25 protein-coding genes are annotated in these 24,683 nt (G+C 62.1%); 6 read left to right on the top strand and 19 right to left on the bottom strand.

The features are described from left to right. Positions 1–6 precede the first annotated feature (6 nt). Positions 7–1,872, bottom strand: a complete 1,866-nt coding sequence (locus tag IRI77_RS33450) for a family 16 glycoside hydrolase (RefSeq protein ID WP_194449272.1) — start codon at positions 1,870–1,872, stop codon at positions 7–9. A 14-nt stretch (positions 1,873–1,886) separates the two neighbouring features. After that, positions 1,887–2,927, bottom strand: coding sequence for a UDP-glucose--hexose-1-phosphate uridylyltransferase (locus IRI77_RS33445; RefSeq protein WP_194449271.1), 1,041 nt, complete (start codon positions 2,925–2,927; stop codon positions 1,887–1,889). Between the two features lie 128 nt (positions 2,928–3,055). Here IRI77_RS33445 and IRI77_RS33440 point away from each other — a divergent pair, with 128 nt between their 5' ends. Further along, positions 3,056–3,916: a DMT family transporter gene (locus IRI77_RS33440; protein WP_194449270.1), complete on the top strand. Its 861-nt coding sequence runs from the start codon at positions 3,056–3,058 to the stop codon at positions 3,914–3,916. Between the two features lie 4 nt (positions 3,917–3,920). Here the strand turns inward: IRI77_RS33440 and IRI77_RS33435 are convergent, their stop codons facing one another. From IRI77_RS33435 to IRI77_RS33425, 3 genes are all read right to left on the bottom strand, one after another. Further along, positions 3,921–5,297 (bottom strand): sigma-54-dependent transcriptional regulator, encoded by a 1,377-nt coding sequence (locus tag IRI77_RS33435; RefSeq protein WP_194449269.1) that lies wholly within the window; start codon positions 5,295–5,297, stop codon positions 3,921–3,923. Positions 5,298–5,387: 90 nt separating this feature from the next. Beyond that, positions 5,388–5,726: a winged helix-turn-helix domain-containing protein gene (locus IRI77_RS33430; protein ID WP_194449268.1), complete on the bottom strand. Its 339-nt coding sequence runs from the start codon at positions 5,724–5,726 to the stop codon at positions 5,388–5,390. A 164-nt stretch (positions 5,727–5,890) separates the two neighbouring features. After that, positions 5,891–7,174 (bottom strand): sensor histidine kinase, encoded by a 1,284-nt coding sequence (locus tag IRI77_RS33425; protein WP_194449267.1) that lies wholly within the window; start codon positions 7,172–7,174, stop codon positions 5,891–5,893. 90 nt (positions 7,175–7,264) lie between these two features. Between IRI77_RS33425 and IRI77_RS33420 the strand changes: the two genes are divergently transcribed. From IRI77_RS33420 to IRI77_RS33400, 5 genes are all read left to right on the top strand, one after another. After that, on the top strand, positions 7,265–8,992 hold the full coding sequence (locus tag IRI77_RS33420; protein ID WP_194449266.1) for a S1 RNA-binding domain-containing protein: 1,728 nt from the start codon (positions 7,265–7,267) through the stop codon (positions 8,990–8,992). 89 nt (positions 8,993–9,081) lie between these two features. Further along, positions 9,082–9,699 carry an RNA polymerase sigma factor gene (locus IRI77_RS33415; RefSeq protein WP_228486452.1) on the top strand — a complete coding sequence of 206 codons (618 nt, stop codon included), beginning with the start codon at positions 9,082–9,084 and terminating at the stop codon, positions 9,697–9,699. After that, the gene (locus IRI77_RS33410) at positions 9,696–10,619 is read left to right on the top strand and encodes a HEAT repeat domain-containing protein (RefSeq protein ID WP_194453892.1); all 924 of its coding nucleotides are present in this window, start codon (positions 9,696–9,698) and stop codon (positions 10,617–10,619) included. The genes IRI77_RS33415 and IRI77_RS33410 overlap by 4 nt, the downstream gene beginning before the upstream one ends. Before the next feature lie 2 nt (positions 10,620–10,621). Beyond that, complete coding sequence (locus IRI77_RS33405; RefSeq protein WP_194449265.1) at positions 10,622–11,785, top strand: DUF4097 family beta strand repeat-containing protein; 1,164 nt, start codon at positions 10,622–10,624, stop codon at positions 11,783–11,785. A gap of 117 nt (positions 11,786–11,902) precedes the next feature. Then, complete coding sequence (locus IRI77_RS33400; RefSeq protein ID WP_194449264.1) at positions 11,903–12,769, top strand: PDZ domain-containing protein; 867 nt, start codon at positions 11,903–11,905, stop codon at positions 12,767–12,769. A 36-nt stretch (positions 12,770–12,805) separates the two neighbouring features. On the opposite strand, the gene IRI77_RS33395 is transcribed toward IRI77_RS33400, so the two are convergent. The 14 genes from IRI77_RS33395 to IRI77_RS33330 all read right to left on the bottom strand — a co-directional run bounded on the left by IRI77_RS33395 (position 12,806) and on the right by IRI77_RS33330 (position 24,653). Beyond that, positions 12,806–13,213, bottom strand: a complete 408-nt coding sequence (locus IRI77_RS33395) for a hypothetical protein (RefSeq protein WP_194449263.1) — start codon at positions 13,211–13,213, stop codon at positions 12,806–12,808. Between the two features lie 64 nt (positions 13,214–13,277). Next, a complete protein-coding gene (gene fliN, locus IRI77_RS33390) occupies positions 13,278–14,108 on the bottom strand; it encodes a flagellar motor switch protein FliN (protein WP_194449262.1) in 831 nt (276 codons plus the stop codon). An 11-nt stretch (positions 14,109–14,119) separates the two neighbouring features. Continuing rightward, complete coding sequence (locus IRI77_RS33385) at positions 14,120–14,866, bottom strand: sigma-70 family RNA polymerase sigma factor (RefSeq protein WP_194449261.1); 747 nt, start codon at positions 14,864–14,866, stop codon at positions 14,120–14,122. A 19-nt stretch (positions 14,867–14,885) separates the two neighbouring features. Further along, positions 14,886–16,013, bottom strand: coding sequence for a flagellar biosynthesis protein FlhF (locus IRI77_RS33380; RefSeq protein WP_194449260.1), 1,128 nt, complete (start codon positions 16,011–16,013; stop codon positions 14,886–14,888). After that, positions 16,010–18,175, bottom strand: coding sequence for a flagellar biosynthesis protein FlhA (gene flhA, locus IRI77_RS33375; protein WP_228486451.1), 2,166 nt, complete (start codon positions 18,173–18,175; stop codon positions 16,010–16,012). Before flhA ends, IRI77_RS33380 begins: the two co-directional genes overlap by 4 nt. Positions 18,176–18,220: 45 nt before the next feature. Continuing rightward, positions 18,221–19,288 (bottom strand): EscU/YscU/HrcU family type III secretion system export apparatus switch protein, encoded by a 1,068-nt coding sequence (locus IRI77_RS33370; RefSeq protein ID WP_194449259.1) that lies wholly within the window; start codon positions 19,286–19,288, stop codon positions 18,221–18,223. A gap of 9 nt (positions 19,289–19,297) precedes the next feature. Then, complete coding sequence (locus IRI77_RS33365) at positions 19,298–20,068, bottom strand: flagellar biosynthetic protein FliR (protein WP_194449258.1); 771 nt, start codon at positions 20,066–20,068, stop codon at positions 19,298–19,300. Further along, positions 20,058–20,327, bottom strand: a complete 270-nt coding sequence (locus IRI77_RS33360) for a flagellar biosynthetic protein FliQ (protein WP_194449257.1) — start codon at positions 20,325–20,327, stop codon at positions 20,058–20,060. The genes IRI77_RS33365 and IRI77_RS33360 overlap by 11 nt, the downstream gene beginning before the upstream one ends. A gap of 6 nt (positions 20,328–20,333) precedes the next feature. Further along, positions 20,334–21,056 carry a flagellar type III secretion system pore protein FliP gene (fliP, locus tag IRI77_RS33355; RefSeq protein ID WP_228486450.1) on the bottom strand — a complete coding sequence of 241 codons (723 nt, stop codon included), beginning with the start codon at positions 21,054–21,056 and terminating at the stop codon, positions 20,334–20,336. Beyond that, positions 21,053–21,364 (bottom strand): flagellar biosynthetic protein FliO, encoded by a 312-nt coding sequence (locus IRI77_RS33350; RefSeq protein WP_194449256.1) that lies wholly within the window; start codon positions 21,362–21,364, stop codon positions 21,053–21,055. The genes fliP and IRI77_RS33350 overlap by 4 nt, the downstream gene beginning before the upstream one ends. Positions 21,365–21,375: 11 nt before the next feature. Beyond that, positions 21,376–21,624, bottom strand: a complete 249-nt coding sequence (locus IRI77_RS33345; protein ID WP_194449255.1) for a FliM/FliN family flagellar motor switch protein — start codon at positions 21,622–21,624, stop codon at positions 21,376–21,378. Between the two features lie 21 nt (positions 21,625–21,645). Further along, entirely contained in the window at positions 21,646–22,896 is a 1,251-nt protein-coding gene (locus IRI77_RS33340) for a flagellar hook protein FlgE (protein WP_194449254.1), read from the bottom strand. Positions 22,897–22,923: 27 nt separating this feature from the next. After that, positions 22,924–23,241 carry a flagellar hook assembly protein FlgD gene (locus IRI77_RS33335; protein ID WP_194449253.1) on the bottom strand — a complete coding sequence of 106 codons (318 nt, stop codon included), beginning with the start codon at positions 23,239–23,241 and terminating at the stop codon, positions 22,924–22,926. Continuing rightward, complete coding sequence (locus IRI77_RS33330) at positions 23,238–24,653, bottom strand: hypothetical protein (protein ID WP_194449252.1); 1,416 nt, start codon at positions 24,651–24,653, stop codon at positions 23,238–23,240. The genes IRI77_RS33335 and IRI77_RS33330 overlap by 4 nt, the downstream gene beginning before the upstream one ends. Between the last annotated feature and the right edge of the window lie 30 nt (positions 24,654–24,683).

Genomic DNA, 24,683 nt, shown 5'->3' with positions numbered 1-24,683 from the left:
GCTTGGTTAGGGCAATTCCCGCACGGCAATGTTGCGGAACTTCTGCTTGCCGCCTTCCTTCCAGATCTGCGTGCCGCCATGCACCTGCACGGCGATCATGCCGTCCAAAGCGCCGTCAACGGAATGGTTCGCCACATCAGACCACTGCGTGACGAGAGTACCGTTCATCCACACCGAAATGCGTGGGATCTCCCCTTCGATCCGGGCCTTGATCACGTTCCACTCGCCGCGCTTGTAGTACTTCTCCCAGTCCTTGATGCTGAGCGAGGTCACGTCCTTCAGCCGCTCCCCATAGACTCCGCCCAGGGTGCCACCGTCGCGATAGTCGATCATCACCTGGTACGCCTCGCCCCGTTCGTTGGAGCGCAGGAAAAGCCCGCCGTCACAGCCCCAATCCGGGTTGAGTTCCAGGTAGACCTCAAAGTTCTTGTACTTCTTGTCGGTGAGCAGGATCCCGCCTTTGCCCACCGGGTTCTGCATGCCCACCAGGACGCCATTCTCCACGTGCCAGTCCGGCGTCGTGCCATGATGATTCGTCGTGCTGATGTGCCAGCCGGTTGTGTCCTTGCCGTTGAAGATCGGAGTGAACCCGGCCGGAATCCTTGCTTCGTCGGCCGTCACCGGAACCAATTCATACTTACGAGCCACGGGAATCGCGGCGGCCCGCTGCTTCGCGTCCAGCTCCGTATCGAGAGCATCCAGCGCATCCATCGCGGCCTTCGCTCCGGCCAGGTGGTCGGCTTCCAACGGCACTTCGATCGTGCGCCAGCGCGTATTGTGGATCCCAGTCCGCTTCATCGTCAGGGCGTGGACTTCGTTCGCCTGCTTCATCATCGGCGTGGGCCAGGCGGCCAGGTTCAGGCCTTCGCCCAACTGCTCGGCGGTGAACACGCCCACCTGCAATCCATCAATCCGCAAGGCGTAGTGCCCGGGCTTCAGGCCGCTCACCTTCAGCGTCTCCCGGTCGAACTTCTCGAGGAAATCGGCAGACTTGACCGCCAGCGCGGTTGCCGCGTCGTTGAGGTCAACAGGCATGGGCAACGCTTGATCCGTCTGGCTCCAGCTCACTCCGTTCGAGGCCGAGAGACCGCTAATGGCGGTGTTCTTGCCCACAACCACTTTCGCGCCCTTGGCATCGATCTCGACCTCGCTCACCACCCCGGGAGCGCCCCAGGAATCCAGCAGCGCGGCCGCCATGATCAGGTGACCCGCGGCGCCGGGATGCACGCGGTCCGGGATGATGCGCGCCGCCAAGTCAGCATTGGTGGCCTGCGCCCGTTCCAGCATCTTGACCACCGGCCCGTTCAGATCCGCCACCTGCATGCTCTGCTTGGCGGCCATCTCTTGCAACAGGTCACCGAACTTGACCAGCACCGGGTTGTAGCCGCCGCCGGCCATCGCCGGGCGCGTCACTTCGTCATACGGGGAAGGGCGGATGAGAGTAATCCGGGCCGCGGGCGCAAGCGATTTGAGATCCTGCACCATCGACTCGAACCCCGTCTTGTACCAGTCGAAAACCGTCTGGTCGAAGGGCCGGTAGCGGCCATCGTTCATGCCGAGCATGATGGTCACCACGGTCGGCTTGTAGACCGCGACATCCCGCCGCAACCGCAGGCCGATAGGTCCGCCGCCTCCGCCGGTGACACGGTCGCCACCCCAACCTGAGTGCACGAAACTGACATCCAGCTGGGGATATCGCGTCCGGACAAAGGTCTCGACAAACGTCGTGTACAACCGCTGATCGGTGATGCTGTCGCCGTAAAAGACAACGCGGTCGCCGGATTTGAGATAGAACGCCGGCTGCGCCAAGGCCGCACACGCCAGCATTGTCAGGACAACCAGCACCCTGCCGGTAATTCGCATCGCACGCATGAATGGGGCTCCTGTCAGATCTTTAGTTTGAAATGAATATCGCTAAGTTCGCGCAGCCGCAACGCCGCCGCCTCGGGCGTGATGTCCCGCTGGGGCATCGCCAGCATCTCGTAACCAACCAGGAACTTGCGCACCGTGGCGGACCTCAGCAGCGGCGGATAGTAGTGCGCGTGCAGATGCCAGGCTTCCCTGCTGCTCGTGGCGGGGCGCTGATGGAATCCGCCGGAATAGGGGAACGACACCTCGAACAGGTTGTCATAGCGCGTAGTCAGCTGCTTCAGGATATCCGCCAGTCCGTTGCGCTCATCCGATGTCAGTTCGTCCAGGCCGGACGCGGCCCGCCGGCTGATGACCATCGTTTCGAACGGCCACACGGCCCACCACGGCACCAGCGCCACAAAATGCTCATTGACGCTCACCAGGCGCTCGCCGGCCGAAAGCTCAAACTCCAGATAATCGGACAGCAGCGTGCGGCCATTTTCACGAAAATAGGAATTTTGCGCCGCGTCTTCTTTTGCGATTTCGTTCGGAATTGTGGAACTGGACCAGATCTGGCAGTGTGGATGCGGGTTCGAGCAGCCCATCATCTCGCCGCGATTCTCGAAGATCTCGACGTAGGCGATCCCGGGAGTTCCGTTCAGTTCGACGTACTGCTCAGTCCACGTATCCACGACCCTGCGGATCTCTTCGACCGCCATCTCCGCCATGGTCAAATCGTGCCTCGGGGAAAAGCAGATCACCCGGCAAAGTCCCGACACTCCCTCAGCCTGCAGCAGGGCATGCGGAGCCACCTGGCCGGCCGGCGTGCCGGGGATCAACGCCGCAAAATCATTGTCAAACGCAAACGTCCCGGAATAAGCGGGGTTTCTATGGCCCCCCGCGCGCTCATTCCCAGGGCAGAGATAGCACTTCGGATCGTAGGCCGCCCTCGTTTCGGGCGGGACCTTTTCCATCTGCCCCTGCCAGGGGCGCTTTGTCCGGTGCGGAGAAACCAGAACCCATTCTCCGGTCAGCGGATTCAATCGGCGGTGGGGATGTTCCTTGAGGTCAATCATTCAGACACAGCTCTCCCGGATATCCTATCGCGATACGCAGCACGGCTAGCAGCCTGTGGCGGAAGCCGCGCAGCAGCGGGTCTGCGGCCAGAGCCTGCTAGACTCACCTATTCGGAGCCGCCGCATCAGTGAACACCATTCTCCTCAGCCGCCTGATGGTTCTGGGCGCAGCCCTGCTCTTCTCCACCGGAGGAGCGGCGATCAAGGGAACCACCTTGAACGGTTGGCAGACCGCGGGCCTGCGGAGCATCGTAGCGGCGATCGCCCTGCTGGCTCTCGTTCCTGAGGCGAGGAAAGGCTGGACTTGGCGCGTCTGGCCCGTGGGCCTCACTTACGCGGCCACCTTGGTCACCTACGTCCTGGCCATCAAGCTGACTACCTCGGCCAATGCCATCTATCTTCAATCCACCGCGCCGGCCTACCTGCTGGTGATCGGCCCGTTGTTCCTCAAAGAACGCATCCACAAACGCGATATCTTGTTCACGCTGGCCCTGGTCGCCGGCATGACCTTGTTCTTCACAGGCGTTGAGAATCCCATTGCCACGGCGCCCAACCCGGCCCTGGGCAATATCTATGCGGCGATCTCGGGCGCTGCCTACGCCTTCACACTCGCGGGCCTCCGTTGGCTGGCTCACACTCCGGGCAACCAGGGCGGAGCGCTGGCTACGGTCGTCGCCGGTAATTCGTTAGCCTTCGCGATCTCCATGCCCATGGCGCTGCCCATTCCTTCGATTTCTGGAGTGGACACCGCCGTACTTCTCTACCTGGGCATCCTGCAGATCGGCCTGGCCTATCTGTTGCTGACGCGGGGCATGAAACAGGTGCCGGCTTTCGAAGCGTCCACCCTGCTGCTGCTGGAACCTGTGTGCAATCCCATCTTTACCTGGTTCTTCCACGGTGAACGTCCGGCCGCACGCGCATTAGCGGGCGGAGGCGTGATCCTGGCCAGCACCTTCGTGAAGCTCTGGCACGAGCGCCGCGCAGCCTGACCAGCTATTCCAGCCCCATCTGCGACAGGCGATAGCGCAGCGCGTTGCGCGAAAGCCCCAACAGCCGCGCCGCCTGGCTTTTGTTGCCCGCCGCCCTGCGAAGGGCCTCCCGGATCAACTGCTGCTCGTGCTCCTCCAGCGAAACCCCCTCCGGCAGGAAATCGTTCACGATCGCTGAGCCATTCCCGTTTCCGGCGCTGCCAGGGACCGCTCGCCGCGGCGCGTGGTCCAATCGGATGTCTTCCGGCTGCAACTGCGTTCCCGTCGCGTAAAGCAGGCTGCGCTCAATGGCATTCTCCAACTCGCGCACGTTGCCCGGCCAGTGATAGGCCATCAGCTTCTGGCTCGCCGCCTCGGAAATACCCTCCACCTGCGAGCCCAACTCCCTCGCAAATTTGCGGAGGAAGTTCTCCGCCAGCACCGGGATGTCCTCCGCACGCTCCCGCAGTGGGGGGATCGTCAGCGGAAAGACATTCAGCCGATAGTAAAGATCCTCACGGAAGTTGCCTTCTTCCAGGGCCCGGCGTAGATCCACGTTTGTAGCCGCAATCACGCGGACATCGATCTGGCGGGTCTTGTTGCTGCCCAGGCGCTCAAACTCGCGCTCCTGCAGGATCCGCAGCAACTTCACCTGCACGGCGGTCGGCACGTCTCCGATCTCATCCAGAAAAACCGTGCCGCCCTCAGCTTGTTCAAACTTGCCTGGCTTGCTGGTCGCGGCTCCGGTGAACGCACCCTTCTCATAGCCGAAGAGCTCGCTTTCCATCAGATTCTCGGGGATGGCGGTGCAGTTGATCTTGACGAACGGGTGGGCACTGCGCGGTGAGTGGTGGTGAATGGCGCGCGCGATCAGGTCTTTGCCGACGCCGCTCTCGCCACACAGCAGGACAGTCGTACGCATGGGCCCCACGCGCAGCACTGACGCCAGGATCTCCTGCATCTTTGGCCCTGAGCCGATGATGTTCTCGAAGCGATAACGGTGCCCGAGTTCCTCTTTGAGCCGCGTGTTCTCTTCACGCAGGGATTGAACTTCCAGCGCCTTGCGCACGACGGCCATGAGGTGGTCCATCGAGAACGGCTTCGGCAGAAAATCGGCCGCGCCCTTCTTCATGGCTTCGACGGCGATCTCCACCGTGCCGAAAGCAGTCATGACGACCACAGGCAGGCGCGCGTTTTGCCGCTGAATAGCCTGCAGCAGCGAGAGTCCGTCCATGGCGGGCAGGCGCAGATCGGTCAACACCAAGTTGGCCCGGTCGCTCATGCGCAACGCCGCCTCGGCTGAGCCCGCAGTCTCAACCTCATATCCGGCCGACTCAAGCTGCAGGCTCAGTACGCGGCGTAGTTTTTCTTCGTCTTCAACAATTAGGATGCGCGCCATCATGCCCGCCCTTATCATCTCTCAAGCGATACGTCTCGACAATTGAGACGTCGCCGGGCGGGTGCGCGGTTCCGCTGGATCGCGGGGAGGGTGTTACCAGACCGGCGTCGGACGGCTGATTACTTCGGGTTCAGGAAACCAGCAATAACCCAGGCGAACAATGGTTTTGATGGCCGCGGCTTCACGCCCCAGCTTCCGCCTCAGTCTCTGCACGTGCACGTCGACTGTTCGCGTGCGCGCCCCGTCCGAATATTTCCAGACCGTTCGAAGCAACGTCTCCCGGCTGATACACCGGCCCGGATTCTGCATCAGAGTTGTGAGCAGTTCACGCTCTTTTCGGGTCAGCCGCGTGGAGGACACGGCCGAAGGTGCCGCAACGGCCACTGCCGTCGCGCCGATTGTCAGCCCATTCATAGTTGCAAGCGAACTCATGATCATTCGACTCCTCAAGTGAGGTTCCTAGGGCTCCCGTCCTTGGTCAGTGCCAAAGGCGTCATGGCCCTATGCTTTCAATAGACGGACCGCGTCGAAAATTGTTCGCAGAAAGTTTCGGCTCGCTGAAGAAATATCTCTCTCGCGAGCCGAGTTTACATAGATTAAAGCGCGGATTCGGCTTTCGCCTTGCGATCGCTCGGCGGGGCCTGCGGCAGGGTCACCAGGAACAACGATCCGCGCTCCGGCTGGCTCTCTACCGTGATCCGTCCACCATGCTCGTCCACGATCTTGGCGCTGATCGCCAGACCCAGCCCAACCCCGCTCGGCTTGGTGGTAAAGAAGGGGTTGAAGATCTGCTCGCGATGTTCCGGCTGAATCCCGTGGCCGCGATCAATCACCGCGATTTCGACAATCCCTGGTCCGCCACGGGTCTTTACCGTCACCGTACGGCCGGGCTCCGATGCCTGCACGGCGTTGCGGATCAGATTAAGAATCACCCGCTCCAGCAGCTCCGCGTCCGCCTCTATGAGGGGAATTCCCGGGTCGTAGTTCTTGTGGATCAGCAGAGGCGAATCCGGGGTAATCCGGCCCAGTTGGTCAATTACCATGTCGATCAGCGCATTCAGGTCGGTCGGCGCCAGCCGCAGCTTCACCGGACGCGCAAACTCGAGGAACCGGGTGATGAGCGAATTCGTGCGGTCCACCTCAGTGGAGATATAACCGGCCAGTTCGTGGCCCAGCTCGTTGCCGGGCTCGATCTTCTCCATCAGGATCTCCGCTGACGCCTTCATCGTGCCCAGCGGGTTCCGCAGTTCGTGAGCCAGTCCGGCCGTCAACTGCCCCAATGCGGCCAGCCTCTCGCTGCGCCGGACCGAAGCCTCGGCCTCGCGCAACCGGCGATTGGCCTCTTCCAGATCAGCCGCGGCCGCCTGGGCCCGCCGTGCCTCATTGCGATTCGCCTCCACCAGCCCGTACGTCAGGTAGGCGACCACCGGCAGGAAGATTACGCGAAGGCTCAGATCCCGCAGGTACACCCAGTCCATCATGTAGTCCAGGCTGTAGGCCAGTGGGATGAACGCCAGGTAGGCAATGCAGGCGACCAAAGTGACGGCGGTAGTACCCAGGGCCCCAAGGGTGGTTGCCGCCGAAACCACCGGCAGTATAAGGATCAGGTAGTAACTGGAGGCGATCCCGCCGGTCACACCGATCAGGAGGAATCCCAGCACCAGCTTGACCGCCGTGACGGCCAGATTCCCTCTCCGCGAACTCAGTGCTTCTATCCGCGGAGCAACCACTTGGAGAATAGCCAGGGCCGTCAGCATCTCCAACTCCGCCGTACCCCGCGTGGGACTCACCCAGGCAAGCGCGGAGAACAGCAGAAGCCAAACCAGATCCTGAGGGTACAGAATCCGTTTCCACCGGGGAGTGGGCGATTCGTCCTGCAAGCCGCCATCTTAGCGCAGCCGGGTGTCGAGATCCCGCGCCAACCCGTTGCCGTGTTGTGGCACAATAGGTATCGTCTCGCGAGTTTGTCCATGAATTCCCTCGAATCCCCACAGAACATCGACGCCACTAATCCGGTTGAACCGTCGGCCGCTACACCCGAAGAAACCAGCTTCGGGGACGTGTTACGGCAGTTCGAAGCCGAGCATCACGGCGCAGAAGGCCACGACGCTGCAATGGAAGGCACCATCGTCTCGGTGTCGGAAGAAGCAATCGTCGTCAATGTCGGCCGTAAGATGGAGGGAATCCTTAAGCCCGATACCCCCGGTCTGCCCGCGAATCTGGCCCCCGGCGACATCCTGCTGGTGAACATCAGCGGTCGCACGGATGACGGGTACTACACCCTTTCCACCATTCGCGTGGAGCAGCCCAAGGACTTTACCGGTCTCCAGGCAGCCTTCGAAGCCAAGGACGTCATCGCCGGCATGGTGAGCGAACTGGTCAAGGGCGGCCTCCGAGTACAGGTGGCTGACGGTGTACACGCCTTCCTGCCTGCCTCGCGCAGCGGTATCCGCGAAATGAGCGACCTGGCTCGCCTCGTGGGCCAGCAGATCGAGTGCCGCATCACGAAACTGGACGTCGCCAATCCCGACCGTCCCGACGTGGTGGTGGACCGCCGGTCTGTCCTCGAAGAGCAGTCGGCTGTGGCCAAGCAGGCCGCGCTTTCCGGTTTGAAGGAAGGCATGGTCGTCCAGGGCCGCATCCGCAGCCTGACCGACTTCGGCGCCTTCGTGGAAATCGCCCCCGGCATCGACGGGCTGCTGCACGTCACCGATATGAGCTGGCACCGCGTGGAGAAGCCATCTTCGCTGTTTACTCCCGGCCAGTCTATCGAGACCAAAATTCTCAAGATCAACCGCGAAGCCAAGAAGATCTCCCTTGGTCTCAAGCAGTTGACACCTGATCCGTGGTCGCAGACCATCGCCACCCTGAAGTCTGGCGACCGTGTGAAGGGCAAAGTGGTCCGCCTGGCGGATTTCGGCGCCTTTATCGAAATCGCACCCGGGGTCGACGGTCTCATCCATCTCTCTGAGATGTCCTGGACCAAGCGCATCCGTAAGCCCAGCGATGTCCTGCAGATCGGCGAGGAAGTCGAAGCCGTGGTCATTGAGATCAAGGCCGCCGACAAGCGCATCTCGCTTGGCCTCAAGCAGGCACTCGGCAACCCCTGGGATCAGGTGGAAACCAAGTTTCCGGCAGGCACCGTGGTGGAAGCCGCGGTCACCAACCTGGCTCAGTTTGGCGCGTTCGTCGACCTTGGCGATGGAATCGAAGGCATGATCCACGTCGGCGACATCACCCGCGAAAAGCGCATTCAGCACCCCAAAGAGATGCTCAATGCCGGCCAGAAGGTGAAGGCCGTCGTGCTCGAGGTCGACAAGGAAAAGAAGCGGATCCGGCTGGGCATGAAGCAGCTGGAACCGACCTCGGCCGATACGTTCATCTCCGAGCACCAGATTGCCGAGCTGCTCACCGGCCGGGTGGTCGAAGTGCACAGCTCTCACGCCAAGATCGAACTGGGCGAGGGCGTCCATGCCCGCTGCAAGACCCGCGAGGACGTGGCAGCCGCTCAATCGGCCGGTCCGTCGGCCGCTGATGTGGACGATCTGGCCGCCATGCTCGCCTCCCGCTGGAAAGGTGGAGCCTCCTCGGCCGCCGCCAATTCCAAGGACACGTTGCGCATTGGTCAGATTCGCCGCTTCCGCATTACGGCCATGGAGGCCGCACACCGCCGGATCGAGGTCGAACTGGCGGATTGACGGAACTTAACGAGACCTTTTCTCGTCTACCTCGTCTAGACTCTTCGGGGAACGCCCCGCAAGAGGTAACGGTGAAAAGTGGAGCTTCTTTGGCGATCGAGGTCGGCATGGCCCGAACCGCCGAGTCGACATCAAGGATGGACGAGGCCGCGCTGATCCGTGCCGCTCAGGCGGGTGACCAGGATGCATTTGAGCATTTGGTCCGGAACTACGATCAGAACGTGCTGCGCCTGGCAATGAACCTGTTGCGGTCCCCGGAAGACGCCTACGACGTCTATCAGGAGGCGTTTCTCCGGGTCTACCGCAACCTGCAGAGCTTTCGCTTCGATTGCAGCTTTCACACCTGGCTGTATCGCATCGTCACTAACCTCTGCCTCGATCATCTCCGTAAGAAGAAAGTACGCAAGACCGAATCCACGATCATGGAGACCGAGGACGGCCCCCTCGATCGGCTGGATTCCCTCCCCGAGCAGCGTGCTCACGGCGACCCCCAACGTTCACTCCTAAGTAGAGAATTGCGCGGCAAGATCGAAGAGGCGCTGACGGGCATGACCGCCCGCGAGCGCATGGTCTTCGAGATGCGGCACTATCAGGGCATGCGATTGCGCGCCATCGGCGAAGCGCTGGGCACCACCGAGGAAGCCGCCAAGAACTGCCTGTTCCGCGCCACCCAGAAGATGCGTTCGGCATTGGGAGAATTCGTATGACCTGCGAGACTGCCAAGCAGCAACTTGTGTTCCTTGTCTACGGCGAACTGTCGTTTGACGAAGAGGAACTGGTCGAACAGCACCTTGAGTCCTGCACCGAGTGCCAGATTGAACGCGTCCGGCTTGAGGCGATGAACTCGATGCTGGATCCGGGTGAGGCCGAGATCCCGGCCGGCCTTCTGGCCCGTTGCCGCCGCGATCTGGCCGTTAAAGTCCAGGAAGAGCGATCGGCACCCCGCCGACGCATCGCACTGGCAAGCATGTGGCGAAACTGGGTTGTGGCCCCGCCAATGTGGCTTAGACCGATTGGTGCCGTCGCAATGCTGGCCCTTGGTTTTTTCGCCGCCCGCCTCGTTCCCTCCGACTCCCCCGTCCTCTCCCACATGGGTACCTCCAGTGACACCGCTCCGATGGTGAGCCGTGTGCGCTATGTGGACCCGGACGAATCCGGACGAGTCCGCGTGATGTTCGACGAGACGCATCAGCGCGAGGTCAGCGGCGATGTCAAAGACGCCAACATCCGGCGGCTCCTGCTGGCGGCTGCGGTGGATCCCGGCGACCCGGGCCTCCGCGTTGAATCCATCGACATTTTGAAGCGGCAATGCTCGGATGACGAAGTCCGGCGCGCGCTGCTCAATGCATTGCGGGGCGACCCGAACGCCGGCGTCCGGCTGAAGGCTCTTGAAGGCCTCAAGGCCTATGCGCAGGATCCGGAAACGCGCAAAGTCCTAGCCCAGGTTCTGCTTTCGGACGACAACCCAGGCGTTCGAACCCAGGCGATCGACCTCCTGGTTCAAAACAAAGAGCCCGAAGTGGCTGGAGTGCTGCAGGAACTCCTTCGCCGTGAAGAGAATAGCTACGTCCGGTCCAAGAGCCAGAAGGCTTTGACCGAGATGAGGGCTTCCGTCGGTACTTTCTAGTCATGCGGCATCTGCTTCCGATCCTGGTGCTAACCGGCCTCACCGGTCACGCACAGGAGTCGGCCTGGAGTTCCGATCCAGCAGGATGGAACCGCACCACCATGGGTTCCGCCTGCCGCCAGGCCTCCAAACTCAAGGTGGTGACCCAGGGCCGGTTGACTGTCCTGACGGACGACCGGCACGACGTCGGCTTCAAATGGTCGTGCAAGACTGCTGGTAATTCCCGGGCGGAAGCCGAACATAAGATTCAGGCTGCCCGCCTGCGGGCCCAAGAACACGGCGGCGTCTGCATCCTGGTCGCTACGACTCCAGACGGACCGGTGGTTACCTCGGAACTGGTTGTCACGATCCCGCGCACAATGCGGCAGGTCTACATGGAGAGCCGGAACGGCTCGCTGAGCGGCAAATACCTAAAAGGCGAGATTGAGGCCGTTACGGCGGCCGGAAACGTCGATATGGACGATATCGACGGGAACGTCATCGCCCGCACGGGCGGGGGGTGCCTCACCTTTTCGTCCGTCACAGGCAGCATCCGCGGTCTCTCAGGCGGCGGCTGCATCAAAGTCGGCAAGGTGGGCAAGGAAGCGGTCCTGGAAACCGCGGGCGGCGAGATTCTGGTGGAAGAAGCCGCCAGTTGGCTCAGGCTCTCCACGGCGGGAAACATACACGTGGGCAAAGTGGCGGAGTCCGTCTTCGCGCATACCTCGGCAGGGCTCATTGAGGTGGAACAAGCAGGTGGCGTCGTCACGGCCGAGACCGGCGGGGGCACGATCCAGATTGGCAGCGCCAAAGGTGTCAGGTGCGAATCCGGCGGTGGAACCATCCGGCTGAAGAGCGTTTCCGGCGCGTTGCGCGCAGCTACGGCGAGCGGCAACATCTACGCCACCCTGGCGCCGGGGCTGATGATCGAGAACTCGTTTCTTGCGACCTCCCGGGGTGACATTACGGTATCAGTTCCGTCTAAAATGCCAGTGACGGTCAAGGCGCTGAATGAGTCGTCGACGTGGCTCGGCCGCGTGGTTTCCGACTTCCCGGAGATCCAGATCCAGCCCTCACAGGTTGGCCGCAACCGCAGGGTGCTGGCGCAGGGATCTTTGAATGGCGGGGGCCCGGTGCTGATGCTCTCCGCGACCAACGGAGCGATCTTTCTTCGGCGTATGAAATAGTGGGGTAAGCGGTAGCCGGCGCGCCGCTGATTCCAGTTGAACCGCTCACTTGCCGTTCCGGCTTCGACCGGAACGAAGCACTCCGGGCTAGCCCGGAGGCAAGAAGGGAAACGTGACATGCAGTTGGATCTGAAAATTGCCTCGAGACTCACCCGGATCGTTCTTCTTTCGACGTCCGTGGTGATTCTCTCCGCGCAGACGCCCGCGCCGGCGGCCTCGAGCGGACCGGAAGTGATCAAGATATATGGGCTGGGCGGCAGCTTTCTGGGCGTGGGCGTCCAGGAGATCAATTCAGAACGCAGCAAAGCCCTGAAGCTCAAGGACGAGTACGGTGTCGAGATCACCCGCGTCGATGACGACAGTCCCGCCGCGAAAGCCGGCCTGAAAGTTCATGATGTCGTGCTCGAGTACAACGGTCAGCGTGTGGAAGGTACCGAACAGTTCGTCCGGTTCGTACGCGAAACACCGGCCGGCCGCACCGTAAAACTGGCCATCAATCGTGCGGGATCGAACCAGACGCTGGCGGCTACCATTGGCTCCAGGAAATCGTCGTTCTCCAGCGCGGCCCCGCTGGAGAGTTTCCGGGTGGAAATGCCCAAAGAGATGGCGATGCCGGACATTCCCAAAGCGATGATGTCCTGGCGCAGCACGATGCTGGGCGTCGAAGCGGAATCGCTTGGCGAGTCGCAACTGGCAACGTACTTCGGAGTCAAGGAAGGCGTACTCGTGCGTTCGGTGATGAAGAGCACCGCGGCAGAGAAGGCGGGGATCAAGGCGGGCGACGTACTGATGAAGGTGAACGAGACTCGCGTGACCTCACCCCGCGACGTGACGAATGCCATCCGTGCGGCAAAAACGAATTCACGTCAAACCTACCCGGTGGTCCTCATGCGGGAGAAGAAAGAGCTTACGCTGACAGTCGCAATCGATGATGAAAGCAGCGACCGGACAGGGCCGCGCGGTCAGGCGATCAGCGTCCGGTAGCCTGGACCGTATTCAGTGCACTAGCCGCCTGCCGCATCAGCCGTCCGTTCGGGCCTGGTCGATGACGGCGCGGTGCACTTTCAGCAGGAGTTCGACTTCACTCCGCGGCACCTGCAGGGTGGCGGCAATCTGCTCCAGCGATTCTCCGCGGCGGTGCATGCGGAGAGCTTGGCCTCGCTTGTTGATGTTCATCGAGGCTGTGGGCGGCGGAGGCGGCATAGCCGGTGCGTCGGCGTGCTCGCCTGCTTCCTGAAGCGCGACTTCCAACCGGCTCAACGACGATTGAAAGGCAATCATGGCGGCGTCTCTCTGGCGCCGCTCAGCGGCCAACTCCTGGCGGAGCCCGGCATTCTCTTTCTTGACTGAGATGAAGAGAAAGAGGGAAAGCGACAAGCCCACGGCGAGCAGGAAGTAGTAACTAATCGGATGAACAATCCAATCCATGGCCAACCCCTTCCGTATAACGGCTGATGAAGTCCAAATCTTTAGCCGGCGAGTCCCAATATCCTTAGAACAAAGTACGAAGACGCTCATCCCGGCTGATGATCTCCTTGATCCGGACACCGTAGTTGCCCTCGACCACGACCACTTCGCCGCGTGCGATAACGCAGTTATTCACGATGATCTCCACCGGTTCCGCCACCGATCGATTCAGCTCAACAATGCTGCCGGTGGTGAGCTTGATGGCATCCTTCAGCCGCATTTGAGCACGGCCAAACGAGACGCCCACCGGCAGTTCCACTTCCATGAGGAGGTCGAGCGTCCGCGATGGCCGGCCCCCTCCGCCCTTCGATGAGAGCTTTTCCTCCGGCTCCTGTTGTGGAGCATCGGCCGCTGGTTGCAGGCAGTCCAGCAATTCCCTATTGGCTGCAATCCAACCGCAGCCCAGATCTCCTATGGCCGTGCGGACGGTCACTGCTTTCCATTCAAGCCCGGCCGGGACGGCGTCCCGTTGTTCTCCGGCGAGCAGGCAGATCTCCCGTTCCAGGCGGCCGCCAACCCCTCGGCTGATGGGCGACAGCGACTGTTGAAGCACTTCCAGGAACGTGCTGCGCGCTTCCGCGGTGTCGGAAGATGTTCCGCCCTCCTCCGTCAGACCCGCCGATTCGAGAACCTGTCTCCCCACGGCCAGCCAGATGGACTCCGGGAGCCATACCCACACCGCCGTTTCCTCCCCGGCATCCAACAACTGGCGCCAGATCAGGGCAGACGTTGGGACATCCGGCGGCACCTCCCGCTTCACCGCGGCGGCCTGGGCCAAAGCTCCAGTCATGGCGCCGATCGCCGGGCCGAGGCCCTGTGCCCATTCCTTGGCAAGCCACTCTGTCGTCTCAGCCATGGTGGTCTCTCTCAGATCCCTCGTTCAGTCGGCCACTTCTTGCGAAGAAAGGTCCTCAGACGGAGGATGGCCTGGGTCTTCAGTTGCGAAACCCGGGATTCATGCAGGTTGACCACTCTCGAGATCTCCCGCAAGGTGAGTTCCTCGTGATAGTAGAGGCCGATCACCGTGCGCTCGATGTAGGGCATGCGCGAGATCGCCTGCGACAGTATCTTTCGTAACTCACTTCGCTCGAGAACTCGCGAGGGCCAGTCGGCTTCCTTGTCGGAGACGAAACGCAGAAGGTCGCGCCCCTCCTCTCCAGGAGAGCCTTCCAGACTGCCGATGTTCAGCCCCCGAATCTCCACCAGCCACTCGTGATACTCTTCCAGCTCGACGCCCATTGCCGCGGCGATCTCCTCCTCGGTGGGTGCCCTTTGCAGTTCCTGCTCCAGCCCCGCAATGGCAAGCTCAATCTGCTTGCTGCGCCGTCTCTGCTGGCGCGGCGCCCAATCGAGCCCTCGCAGGCTGTCGAGAATGGCGCCTCGGATCTTGTACTCCGCATACGTCTTGAGCTTGACGTTTTGATTGGGATCAAACCGATCGATGGCGGAGATCAGGCCGACTATCCCAGTCGAGATCAGATCGTCGAGGCTTACGCTTTCCGGAAGCCGTTCGTGGATCCTCCGGGCAATCAATCTGACCTGCGGCAGATGCTCCAGAATCAGCTGCTCGCGATCTTCGCCGCATACGACGGCAGCCTTTGAATAGGGATTCATCTCACTTCACCTCGTTGTTTCAGGCATTCGCCGCCCTGGCTGCGCCGCCGAACAGCAAATCCATCAACAGGGGCTTCGACGCCATCTCCAGATCCTCCGGAACCCTTTGGCCCGTGCCCAGGCAGGAAATGGGCAGCCCCGTCGATATGGCAAACCCAAGCCAACTGCCGTGGAATGCCGTCTCATCGATATGTGTAAAGATCAGCCGGGCAGGCTTGAGCCGGCCCCACCGGCGCCACCCCCGCATCAGGTCCTCGTAGCGGGCCGTGGCTGGCAGCACCAGGTGTCTCTCGATTTCGGGGTGGCTGGTGAACGCCCGGGCCCACTCCTCGAAGCACTCCAGGTCACTGGGCCCGCAGCCGGGTGTATCGATGAGAACGACTTCTTTGTGCCGCTGCTCTACCAGCAATCTCGAAAGGGCGCCTGAATTTTCGGCCAGGGCGAAAGGCAGCCCCAGAATGGCGGCATAGGCACGAAGCTGCTCCGCGGCCGCGACACGATAACAGTCAGTGCTGAGAATCACTGACGGCGCACGGCTCGATACCCCGTAACGCATCGCCAACTTCGTGAGAGTGGTGGTCTTGCCCGCACCCGGCGGCCCGACAAGCGCCAGAACCCGGCGGTGGCCCTCCGGCTGTTCCGGCCCGGAGCCCACGCTAAGCAGACTCTCCAACTCCGCCGCAATCCCACGGCGAACAGGCAGTTCACTCAGCCGGTCCTGCGATTGCCGAAGCCCCAAGCGCCGCTCAACGCGCTCCAGAATCTGACTCACCAGCAGTTGAGGGAGGCCGGATGCCTCCAGGTGAGCCGCCGCCGCGGTCAGCTCCGGCATGTAGGAGAAGCTGGGCAAATGGGAGGCGAGGCTGCGCACCAGAACTGATAGCCGTCCAATCTCCGACTGGATGGCTTCCAGACCGGTGTGGTCGCCCTCCCGTCGCATTGCTTCCAGTATTGCGGGCGGATCTGGAATCGAGCCGACGGAGGGAGCCTCGGTTTCCACCGTCGCCGCATACGGGCCAAGGTGGCGATCGCCGCCGCTGGTGGCGCCTGCTTCCACCAACAGGGTCTCATCGCCGAGTTCCTGGCGTGCCTGCGCGACGGCAGACTCCACACTATTCGCGTAAAAAGTCCTGCGGCTTGACATCATTTGGCGCCTCTCAACACGCCCATGGAAACGACCTTGGTGCCAGGGGGAACCTCACCGTGGGAGAGCACGGTGATCTGCGGGTGATTGGCCTCCAGCATCTGCCTCACGAACGAACGTGAGCCTGCGCTCGCCAGCAGGGCCCAACCCGATTTGCCGGAATTCACAGCGGAGCGGGCAGCCTCCAACAGTTCGCCCACCTTCTGCGGAGGAAGATTCAAATGCGAGGTACTCTCTCCGTGCTCCACTGCCTGCTCGATGGCACGCTCCAACTCCGGGTCCAGAAAGAATACGGGTAGCTCCCCGGCGGTATTGAGGTGCGGTTTGACGAGGGAGCGCCGCAGCGATTGCCTGACATACTCCGTCAGCAGCAGCGGATTGCGTGTGACGCCGGCCGCCTCGCCCAGACTCTCGAGCACGGTATTGGCGTCCCGGATGGAGACCCGCTCGCGCAGCAGGTTCTGAAATACCCTTTGCACGGTGGGCAACGGAAGCAGCTTTGGGACCAGGTCGTCGACCACTCTGGGGTTCTCTTCAGAGACACGGTCCAAGACCCGCTTCGCGTCCTGACGCGAAAAGATCTCGTGGCAGTGGCGCCGTACCAGTTCCGACAGATGCGTGGTCATCACACTTAGCGGGTCCACCACGGTGCAGCCTGCGGCTCGTGCTCGCTCCGCCAGTTCCGCACTGATCCATAGGGCTGGAATCCCAAAGGCCGGATCCTTCGTGGGCATCCCCTGCACCGGCACGGATCCTGTGGGGGGCGGTATGGCCAGGTCGCAACCTTGCGGCAACTCGCATCGGGCGATCTCGGCGCCTTTCAGCAGGACCACATACTCGCGGACCTTCAGCGAGAGGTTGTCCGTCACTCGCACCGGCGGCAGGATATAGCCCAGTTCCGAAGCCAATTGCCGCCGCAGGCCCGCAATCCTGCGCAGCAGCGGTGAGTTCTCCGCGCCCTCCACCAACTTCACCAGCCCGAGCCCTACTTCGACGGAGAGCGGCTCCACCTTCATCAATGATTCAAGGCTGTCCTTTGCGGCCTGGGGCTGTGGAGCAGGTGGAGCCGTTACAGCCATTCTTTGCTTCTGCCGAATTCGGTAGCCCGTATAGCCGACGCCGCCGGCAAGCAGGAGGAATGGGATCTTCGGCAGTCCGGGGAATAACGCCATTGCGCCCAGCACACCGGAAGCAAGCAGCAGCGGCTGGTGGGCGCCGAAGATCTGCTTCTCAAAGTCCACGCCCATCTCCTGCTCGGAGCTGGCCCGCGTGACGATCAATCCGCCGGATATCGAGATCATCAGCGCAGGAATCACGGTGACCAGTCCATCGCCGATGGTCAGCACTGTGTAAGTTTCCAGCGCCTGCGCCATGCGCATGTTGTGCTGCAGTACTCCGATCAGGAACCCGGCGATGATGTTGATGCCCGTGATGAGGATGCTGGCCACGGCGTCGCGCTGTGTGAACCGGGTGGCCCCGTCCATCGCACCGTAGAACTCGGCCTCCGCCGAGAGAGACTTCCGCCGCGCCTTGGCCTCGGCTTCATTGATGAGTCCGCCATTCAGATCGGCATCGATCGACATCTGCTTCCCGGGCAGGGCGTCCAAGGTGAATCGGGCAGTCACTTCCGAAATGCGAACCGCACCGTGATTGATCACCACGTACTGGATGGCAATCAGCACGAGAAAGATCACCACACCGATCACGAAGTTGCCGCCGACCACGAAGTTTCCAAACGACTCGATGACTTCGCCGGCAGCGGAGGTTCCCTTGCTGCCATTCAGCAGAATCAACCGGGAACTCGACACGTTCAGTGCCAGCCGGAACAGCGTCATCAACAGAAGGGTGGTGGGGAAGACGCTGAAATCAGCGGGGCGCCGGATGTACATCGACACCAGCAGCACGATCGTTGACAGGGTGATATTGGCGCTGATCAGAATATCCAGCAGGAACGCCGGCAATGGCGTGATCATTGCCATGAGGATGCCGAGCACCGAAATGGGCACGGCGACCTCGGGCCTGATCATCTCCCGCCAGTTCAGACCCAGGCCGGCTTGAGCGCCCGGCGCACTCGCGGGCTTGTAACCCTGAGTCCGGGGCCGTCCCAGCGAAGACGGGTGCTGGGCAACACTGCTGGCTGAGGCAGGCGCTACCGGTGTGGTCATCGTTTGTCGCTTCTCTCTCGCCGGATATTCCGGCCATTCAGGCGTCTACGCGCCGGGTCGTCGTCCGCCCATCAGACGGAAGACGTAAGCCAGGACTTCAGCCACTGCGCGATACAGGTGAGCTGGAATCTCCTGGCCAACCTCCACATGCTTATACAGTGCTTGCGCCAGGGGAGGATTCTCAATCACTGGTACCTTGCAGGCGAGCGCCTTTTCCTTGATTCGGAGCGCCAGATAGTTCTTGCCCTTCGCCACCACCTTTGGCGTGGCCATGCTTTGCAACTCATACCGGAGCGCCACCGCGAAGTGCGTTGGATTGACGATCACCGCCGTGGCGGTGGGCACTTCGGACATCATCCGCCTGCGCAGAAGTTCACGCCGCATGCGGCGGATCTTCATCTTGACTTCCGGATTGCCTTCGTTCTGTTTGAACTCCTCCTTGATCTCCTGTTTGGTCATCCTCAGGTCGCGCTGGAAGCGTTGACGCTGACGGAACAGGTCAATTGCGCCCCATACGAGAAAGGCGCCAGAGGCCTTCCACAGAAGATCGGAGAGCGAACTGCCTACCACGCCGATGCCGCTGTTCAGGCTCATCAGCGGCAGCCGGAGAAACTCCTGCAGGCTGCCGGCCACGACCAGCCACAGCACGGTCAACATGACCGGCAACAGGATGATAGCCTCGACCAGGGCGCGCTGGTTGCGGCCTGGCAGTTCCTTGAGATTGGAGATTGGATTCAACCGGCCGAAGTCCGGCGCCAGCTTGGACAGGGCAAACCCAAAGCTGGTGCTGGCCAATTGCGTCATGAGACTGGCGGCCATCAGGGCTCCGCCCATTCCGAGCACGAGGAATCCCAAGGGCGCGATCTGAGTCTGAACCGCCGCAACGACACCTTGCCGATTGAGCTCCCAAGCCCACGCGCCGGCCAACCACGCCCGCATGCCCCTCAACGCGGAAGGCCACCAGGATTCGATCAGCCCCGTCACGAAAGCCGTGAAAACGGCAAACTGGACGGCCGCCACGAACTCCCGGCTCACCGGGAAGCGCCCCTCGTCGCGCGACTTCTTCAGCCGCTGCGCGGAAGGTTTCTCTGTGCGCTGATCACGATCGGACATCGTCTCTCCCTATCGGACCAGCGCTCCGACCATCGCCTGAACGCGTTCCAGTCCCGCCTGGAACAGCAGGGGCGCCAGCGAAGTGAGCGCGGCCAACGCCGCCAGCGACCCGAGCATCTTCACCGGAAATGCGAGGGAAAGCAATTGAAGCTGAGCCTGAATGCGGCCCAGCAAGGCTAGCGTGATATCGGTGAGCAACAGGAGAGCCGCGATCGGCAGAGCCAGCCGCAAGCCCAGCTCCATCATCATCGCCCCAGCGCCAGCGACGACTCTGGCGGCCGGCCAGCCCAGTTCGACATGCCCTGGCGGCCAAACTCGCAGGCTGTTCGCAAATGCCTGCAGCACCAGGCGGTCGCCGCCCGCGCTGAAGAACAGGAGATTCGACATCAACTGCGCCACGATCTGGAGCACGCTGCTGTCCGCCTCGCTGTTCGGATCAATGGAGGAAGCGTAAGAGAACCCGGCTTGGACGGAGACAGCCTGGATGGTGAACACCAGCATGTCCGAGAGAAAGGCCACCAACAGGCCGGTAGCCAGCCCGAAGAGCATCTCGCCCACCAGCCAGAGCACGAAGATACCCAGGCTGAAGTCAGCGGCGGAGTACCGTGGCCACAGAGGAAAGAGTGAAACGCACATCGCGCAGATCAGGAAAACCCTGGTGAGTTCAGGAGCGGCCTTGATCCCCGGAATCGGAACAAAGAGCAATGCGGAGCCTAATCTGGCCACCACCAGGAGGAAGCCCAGGGCCGTCGAGATCTCGAAGTGAAATTCAACGGGCATAACGGCCAAAGTCGCCAAACAGGGCGATAGTGTAGCTGCAAAGCCGCATGAGCATCCATGGCAGGAACAGGACGATACCGGCTAGAAATGCAACCAGCCGGGGTACGCTGCCAAACGCCGGGTCCTGCACCGAAGTCACAATCTGCAGCAGGCTGATGACAATGCCCGCGATGAACCCAATGGCCAGCAGGGGCAGGCTCAACCAGAAGGCTGTCATCAGCGCCTGCCGGATTACGTCGACCACGATTTGCGAATTCATAAGTCCTCAGTTGAAACTTCGCATCAGGGAACCAACGACCAGATTCCAGCCATCCACCAGAACGAAAAGCAGAATCTTGAAGGGCGCCGAGACCATCACCGGCGGCAGTTGCACCATGCCGATGGAGAGGGTCACGGACGCGATGATGATGTCGATGATCAGGAACGGCAGGAAGAGCACGGCGCCAATCTGGAACCCGGTCTTGAGTTCAGACAACACATAGGCAGGCGCCAGGATTCCCAGATCGAGCTCGGCCGCCGATCGTGGCGGCGGTGTCCTGGTGATCTCGAGCATCAGGGCGATGTCCTTTTCGCGAGCAAAGCGGATCAGGAACTTCTTCAGGGGCTTCGAGCCGTTCTCCCACGCCTCCGTGCGCGTAACCCGCCCCTGTTCCAGAGGGAGCCAACCGGCCTCGTAAGCCTCGACGAGCACCGGCCGCATCAGCAGCAGGGACAGAAACAGGGCGAGGCCGACGACTACCTGGTTAGACGGGGTCGTCTGGGTACCCAGGGCCTGCCGGAGGAAGTGCAGGACGACCGTAATCCGCAGGAATGGAGTGATCGAGACGATGAGGGCCGGCAGAGCAGTCAGGGCCGTCATCATCAGCAGGATCTGGAGTGGAACTGTCAAACCCTCACCACCCTTGAGTCCGCCGTCCAGCATGCGCCCGGCCACCGTTGGCGCGGCGCCGAGCGGCAGGGCCACTGCTCCGATGAATAGGGTCTTCACTCCGCTCCGCCTTGTCCGATGCGGTCTCTCGATGCCTGGAGCAGCAGATCCTGAAAGCTGGCTGGAGACGTCGCCTCGAAGGCTATCCCCATGGGGTGCGTCCCCACCAGCAAGGTGCTGTTTCCAACCCTGACCAGATGGAGGGTGTGCTGTCCGGTCAACGGAAGCCGCTCCAAAACGGCGACTTCTCGCTGTCCGGTTTTGCGTGAGGCCGGCCATGTGAAGTGCGAACCTTGTCTTCGACGGATCGCCCACACCGCTGCGAGAGCAATACACAGGACGAATCCCACCGCCAGCAACTGATCCATGAGCGGCACGTCTACTCCTCCACGTTGAAATCTGTGATGCGGACGCCCATGGTGTCTTCGATGATGACTATCTCGCCGAAGCCGACCAGGGCGCCGCAGACCACAATGTCGATGTTCTCGCCGGCGGAACGAGGCATTCTGATCACACTGCCCACTTCCAGTTCCAGCACTTCCCGCAACGTCATCATCCGCCGCGCGAGTTCCACTTCGACATCGAGTGGGACATTGGACAAGGACTTGATCTGTTGCAGGGTCGTCATCGCGGAAACCAAGGCCTGGTTCTATCGCTTGAGGTTGATCGTGTCCTGGCTGATTTCGTCCACAGCGGTCACCACTTTCGCGTTCGCCTGGTACCCGCGCTGCAGCACGATGAGATTGGTGAATTCCCTGGCGATATCAACCGTGGAATACTCCACCGCCCCGCCCATGATCTTCCCGCGGCCTCCGGTGTCCGGCAGGCCAACCGCCGGGAGTGCGGTCCGGGCGCTGAGCTGGTAGTTGTTGTTGCCAACCGCGATCATCGATTCCGGGTTCCGGATCGAGGCCATGGCCAACTGGCCCACTGCCACTTGCTGACCGTTTGAGTATTGCGCCAGCACTCGTCCGCCATCCCCTATGCCCACCCTCACCAACTGGGCGGCCGCGAACCCGTCCTGTGAATTCGCCGACACCGCGGATGACTCCGAAAACTGCGTCAGCCGCGGCGTCGGCCCATTGAACAGGCTCCAGGCGATGGACAGGTCAGCGGCGCCGTTGCTCAGTCCAGTGACCACCATGCCGGGTTTGGGGTCCGTCACGAGAGGTGCACTCATCTTGCCTAGAGAATCAAATTGAACTGTCCCCGTTACCGCGGTGAAAGGCGGGGTCGTGAGGTCAGCGTCAGGCACCGACATGCCGTAAGTCCACTCCCCTGGATTTGCGGTCTTGGTGAAGGTGACCGACACGGTGTGCGAACCGCCCAGGGAATCGAATACTTCGATCGAGGTGGAAAACGTGGTAGCGGGCGGGCCGGCAGTGGCGGAGGCATCCAGGTTCAGATCGAACGAGATGTTCGTCGTCGCCACGGGCGCGCGCAGAGTACCCACCGGGACGCTGACATCCGTCGGAGGTTGCGTCGTATCCAGAACTCCGTTCACCTCGTTCCAGCCCTGCAGGCGGAACCCCGTCGCAGTGACCAGGCTCCCAGCCTTGTTGACTTGGAGATTTCCTCCCCGCGTGTAAAGCACGCTGTCCGAGTTCGGATCGCGGACCACCAGGAATCCGTCTCCCTGGATTGCAACATCCAGCGGGCCGGAGCTGGCCTGAATCGCACCTTGCGAGAACTGGCGAATCGTTGTGGGCCGGGCAACGCCGAAACCCACCTGAGTCTCGCCCAGCCCCGCGCCCAGCGACTGAGTGACCAGGTCGCTAAAGGCGACCACGCTTGCCTTGTAGCCTGGAGTGTTCAGATTCGCCAGATTGTTGCCGACCACGTCAATCGCGGTGGTATGCGCACCCAGGGCGCTGAGCGCCGTCGAAAATGAGGTAAACATCTTTCTCCTCTATGGATCGTCTGGAACCTAGGGCTGAGCGGTGTCCTGTCCTGTTGCGTCGGTGGCAGGGACCAAAGCCCCGCGAATCGCGGACAGATCCTGGCTCATCGAGAGCGACTGTTCGAGCTGCGTGAACTGCGCCAACTGAGAGACGAACTCCACGCCATCGGCGGGGTCCATGGGGTTCTGATTCTTCAATTGCGCAACGAGCAATTGCAGGAACACCTCCTTGTTCGCCAGCGCGTCCGGCCCGGTCGAAGCCGTCTTGGCCGTCGAATCGCTCTTGGATGTGCCGTCCAGGTCGGCCCACTGTTGGGGGCCGTATGTGTTATTCACCGCACTCATGACTTGGCTCCTTTGTTTGCCAATCGCCTTAGCGCAATAGCGGTCAGCAGGTCTTCGTTCTGGTCGGCCCAGGTGGAGGGCCGCTCGCTCGACGAATCACTGGTGCCGGCGCCAAACCCCATTTGCGTGCCGCGCACCACGGGCTGCGCCGCCTCGCTGCGGGCATGATTCTCCTGTGCGGGCCGGGCATCGGCAGCAGCAGCCTCCCGCAACACGGAAGCAGCGCCTGCCGCCGGACGGAACTCGCTAGCCCACCCGGCCGCCTGCAACCTGCCCTCAAGAGCATGGCTGTTGGAATTCAGGGCATCCGCCAGCGAGGCATCCTGGGTGCGCACGGAAACGCGCACGCCGCCGCCCGACTCCACAAACCGCAGATTGACGCCGGTCCCGGATTCATCCTCAATCTGGATCTGTACGCTTTGGACCTGTGAAGTCTCACTGCCGGCTTGTGCTGCCTGGTTTGTCCCGGAGGGAGCGCGCGTTGCCGCAGAACCGGACTCCCGGAGCTCCGCTGGATGAACTGGCCGCTCCGCCGCCGGCATGCCATTCGCTCCGCCCACGTAGGCGCCCTGGGGGGATTCCGGCCGAGGGTGGCTCATCCCGCTCGATGGCACCGGCTCGTTCCGCCCCTGCACCTTTTGCCGTGCATTGGTGTCCGCCGGGCTCTCCCGGTCCTGCCGGTCAGCATCCCGATTCTGGTCTGAACCGGCGTGGTCCTGCGTTTCCGCGGAACTCGCGCCAACAGCGGGGGCAGGGGTGCCGCCTGGCACCTCCGGCCGATCGCCCTTCGTGTCCTGGACTGCCGATTCACGCAGTAGAATGCCGGGCCGGGCAGGATGCCTGTCGGACGCCGCCGTGACCTGCGCCGAGAGCTGGGCCACGGCAGGGTCCGCGGTTTGCGGTGCCACCCGGTCCAGCAATCGCGATGGAGTATCCTGAGCCGTCTCGACCTGGACGAATCGAGGCCGCATCTCGCCGGTCATGACTTCCGGCAGAGGTTTCCGCTCCGTCGTTGCCGGTCCACGCTTTTGAACCTGGGCTCCGGGCAGTTCCCCAGCCCTGATCGGCCGCCTCTCCCGAGTGACGGCTTCCGGCACCGGAGAGGCAGGCTTCCGATCTGGAACCGGCAGCGCATCGCGAGCATCCGTCGCGCCCACGGAGGGAGGTCGCGCGACATCCGGGTTGTCAGGCACCGTGAGTTGAAAGGGCAGTTCAGTCCCACTCGCAGAAGCCCGTTGCGTCCTTACAGGAGCGGTCTCCGGAGCACCGGCATCCTGCAGCTCCTGCTGGCAATTCTCTTCGGGTTGCGTGGCCACCTCATGCAAGCCGGCGCTGGCCGGCACCATCCAGGAGAATGGATGATCGACCGGAGGCACGAACACAGCCGCCGGGAAGAAGTTGAGCCCGGTCATTGCCGCCGCATCTCGTGAAGCCACGCGGTC

The sequence above is a fragment of the Paludibaculum fermentans genome (assembly GCF_015277775.1).
Classification (GTDB): Bacteria; Acidobacteriota; Terriglobia; order Bryobacterales; family Bryobacteraceae; genus Paludibaculum; species Paludibaculum fermentans.
Note: the sequence above shows the minus strand (reverse complement) of the source record. Positions and strands in the feature narration are given on the sequence as shown.

Bases quoted from the DNA above. Each gene is read 5' to 3' on its own strand.
- IRI77_RS33410 (WP_194453892.1), top strand. From the start codon at position 9,696: ATGACCTGCGAGACTGCCAAGCAGCAACTTGTGTTCCTTGTCTACGGC.
- IRI77_RS33450 (WP_194449272.1), bottom strand. From the start codon at position 1,872: ATGCGTGCGATGCGAATTACCGGCAGGGTGCTGGTTGTCCTGACAATG.
- IRI77_RS33345 (WP_194449255.1), bottom strand. From the start codon at position 21,624: ATGACGACCCTGCAACAGATCAAGTCCTTGTCCAATGTCCCACTCGAT.
- IRI77_RS33360 (WP_194449257.1), bottom strand. From the start codon at position 20,327: ATGAATTCGCAAATCGTGGTCGACGTAATCCGGCAGGCGCTGATGACA.
- IRI77_RS33405 (WP_194449265.1), top strand. From the start codon at position 10,622: ATGCGGCATCTGCTTCCGATCCTGGTGCTAACCGGCCTCACCGGTCAC.
- IRI77_RS33400 (WP_194449264.1), top strand. From the start codon at position 11,903: ATGCAGTTGGATCTGAAAATTGCCTCGAGACTCACCCGGATCGTTCTT.
- IRI77_RS33430 (WP_194449268.1), bottom strand. From the start codon at position 5,726: ATGAGTTCGCTTGCAACTATGAATGGGCTGACAATCGGCGCGACGGCA.
- IRI77_RS33445 (WP_194449271.1), bottom strand. From the start codon at position 2,927: ATGATTGACCTCAAGGAACATCCCCACCGCCGATTGAATCCGCTGACC.
- IRI77_RS33395 (WP_194449263.1), bottom strand. From the start codon at position 13,213: ATGGATTGGATTGTTCATCCGATTAGTTACTACTTCCTGCTCGCCGTG.
- IRI77_RS33335 (WP_194449253.1), bottom strand. From the start codon at position 23,241: ATGAGTGCGGTGAATAACACATACGGCCCCCAACAGTGGGCCGACCTG.
- flhA (WP_228486451.1), bottom strand. From the start codon at position 18,175: ATGACCACACCGGTAGCGCCTGCCTCAGCCAGCAGTGTTGCCCAGCAC.
- IRI77_RS33385 (WP_194449261.1), bottom strand. From the start codon at position 14,866: ATGAATCCCTATTCAAAGGCTGCCGTCGTATGCGGCGAAGATCGCGAG.
- IRI77_RS33330 (WP_194449252.1), bottom strand. From the start codon at position 24,653: ATGACCGGGCTCAACTTCTTCCCGGCGGCTGTGTTCGTGCCTCCGGTC.
- IRI77_RS33380 (WP_194449260.1), bottom strand. From the start codon at position 16,013: ATGATGTCAAGCCGCAGGACTTTTTACGCGAATAGTGTGGAGTCTGCC.
- IRI77_RS33370 (WP_194449259.1), bottom strand. From the start codon at position 19,288: ATGTCCGATCGTGATCAGCGCACAGAGAAACCTTCCGCGCAGCGGCTG.
- IRI77_RS33365 (WP_194449258.1), bottom strand. From the start codon at position 20,068: ATGCCCGTTGAATTTCACTTCGAGATCTCGACGGCCCTGGGCTTCCTC.
- fliN (WP_194449262.1), bottom strand. From the start codon at position 14,108: ATGGCTGAGACGACAGAGTGGCTTGCCAAGGAATGGGCACAGGGCCTC.
- IRI77_RS33340 (WP_194449254.1), bottom strand. From the start codon at position 22,896: ATGTTTACCTCATTTTCGACGGCGCTCAGCGCCCTGGGTGCGCATACC.
- IRI77_RS33350 (WP_194449256.1), bottom strand. From the start codon at position 21,364: ATGGATCAGTTGCTGGCGGTGGGATTCGTCCTGTGTATTGCTCTCGCA.
- IRI77_RS33435 (WP_194449269.1), bottom strand. From the start codon at position 5,297: ATGATGGCGCGCATCCTAATTGTTGAAGACGAAGAAAAACTACGCCGC.
- IRI77_RS33420 (WP_194449266.1), top strand. From the start codon at position 7,265: ATGAATTCCCTCGAATCCCCACAGAACATCGACGCCACTAATCCGGTT.